This is a genomic window from Plasticicumulans sp. (assembly GCF_035331805.1).
In the GTDB taxonomy this organism is placed as follows: Bacteria; Pseudomonadota; Gammaproteobacteria; order Competibacterales; family Competibacteraceae; genus Plasticicumulans.
The window spans coordinates 1-1796 of record NZ_DAOLKE010000519.1; the positions used below are offsets into that span (position 1 = coordinate 1).

General features: G+C 72.4%; 2 protein-coding genes. Both read left to right on the top strand.

The genetic code is table 11. From position 1 onward, the window contains the following. The coding region (locus PKE44_RS19015) for an Hpt domain-containing protein (RefSeq protein WP_324554363.1) at positions 1–553 on the top strand (553 nt) is incomplete at its 5' end. Between the two features lie 69 nt (positions 554–622). Further along, on the top strand, positions 623–1768 hold the full coding sequence (locus PKE44_RS19020) for an HD domain-containing phosphohydrolase (RefSeq protein WP_324554365.1): 1146 nt from the start codon (positions 623–625) through the stop codon (positions 1766–1768). Positions 1769–1796 lie beyond the last annotated feature (28 nt).

A 1796-nucleotide genomic window follows, 5' to 3' on the forward strand; every position in this document is an offset into this window, starting at 1 on the left:
TATGCCGACCTCGGCAAGCATCACCTGCGGGCGCATGCCCGGCAAGAGGCGCGACCATCTCGATGCCGACCGGCGCGTGCGCCGCCTGCTCGCCGGCAGCGAACGGCTGGCCGCGGTGCGCCTCGCACACACGCTCAAGGGCAGCGCCGGCACGCTCGGCGCCGTGCGCCTGCAGTTTCGCGCCGCGGCGCTCGAAAGCGTGCTGTGCCGCCCGGACAAGCCGGCCGACGAGGCGCTCGCCGATTTCGCCGAGGCATTCGCCGAGCTGCGCGCCGGCATCGAGCAATGGCAGGCCGAGCGCCAGCCGGTGCTCGATGCCGTGGGCCCGGGCGCCCCGCGCCGCGACCCGGCCGAACTCGCGCAGCAGCTCGCGCTGCTGATCGGCGATCACGACACCTCCGCGCTTGCCGTCGCCGAGCAGCTGGTCGCCGCCTGTGCCGGCGCCTCGCTGGAGGCGCAGGTCCGCGAGATGACGCAGGCGGTACGCAACTACGACTTCACGCGCGCCGCCGCCTTGCTGCGCGGCTCGGGCCTGCTAGGCTCGCGCAGCTGATCCGGACCTTCCCCCCTGAGGACCGGCGGCCAGGGACGCCATGCCGCCGGTCCGGACCGGAGACCTGCCGTGTCTCACCCCAACCTTGCCATGGACGGAGCACGCATCCTCGTCGTCGATGACGCGCCGGATGCCATCCGCCTGATCGACGGCCTGCTGAGCCCCCACTACCGGCTGCACGTCGCCTGCAACGGCGAAAGTGCGCTGCGCATCCTCGCCGGACCGCTGCCGATCGACCTGATCCTGCTCGACGTGGTCATGCCCGACCTCGACGGCTACGAGGTCTGCCGCCGGCTGCGCGCGCTGCCGGGACGCGAGGACGTGCCGGTGGTGTTCCTGACCGGCAACCGCGACCCGGCCTCGGAAACCGCCGGCTTCGCGGCCGGCGCCACCGATTTCGTCAGCAAGCCGGTCAGCGCGCCGGTGCTGCTCGCGCGCGTGCGCACGCACCTGAACCTGCGCGCCGCCGCTTCGGCACTGCGCGAGCAGAACCGCACGCTGGAGGCGCGCGTCGCCGAGCGCACGCAGGCACTGTCGCAGCTCGCCTCCGAACTGGCCGAGCGCAACAGCGAACTCGACCGCGTGCGCGACGCGATCTTCCTGGCCTTCTGCTCGCTCGCCGAAGCCCGCGACAACGAAACCGGCAACCACCTGCTGCGCACCCAGCACTACGTGCGCGTGCTGGCGCTGCAGCTGCGCCGCCAGCCGCAGTACGCCGGACAGCTCGATGACACGGCGATCGAGCTGATCTTCAAGTCCGCGCCGCTGCACGACATCGGCAAGGTCGGCATCCCGGACGCGATCCTGCTCAAGCCCGGCCCGCTGAACGCCGTCGAGACCGCGCGCATGCACGAGCACCCGGTGATCGGCCGCGACGCGATCCTGATGGCCGAACGCCTGCTCGGCGCCCCGCTGCCGTTCCTGCGCCACGCGCGCGAGATCGCCTATTCGCACCACGAGCGCTGGGACGGTCTCGGCTACCCGGAAGGGCTGGCCGGCGAGGCCATCCCGCTGTCGGCCCGGCTGATGGCGCTTGCCGATGTCTACGACGCGCTGATCAGCCGCCGCGTCTACAAGCCGCCCCTGCCGCACGCCACCGCCGTCGACATGATCCTCGCCGACCGCGGCCGGCGCTTCGACCCGCTGGTCACCGATGCCTTCGCGGCCGAGGCCGCGACGTTTGCCGGGATCGCGGGGCGGTATCGGGATGAGTGAGCGGGATGCGGCATCCGCAGTGCCACTC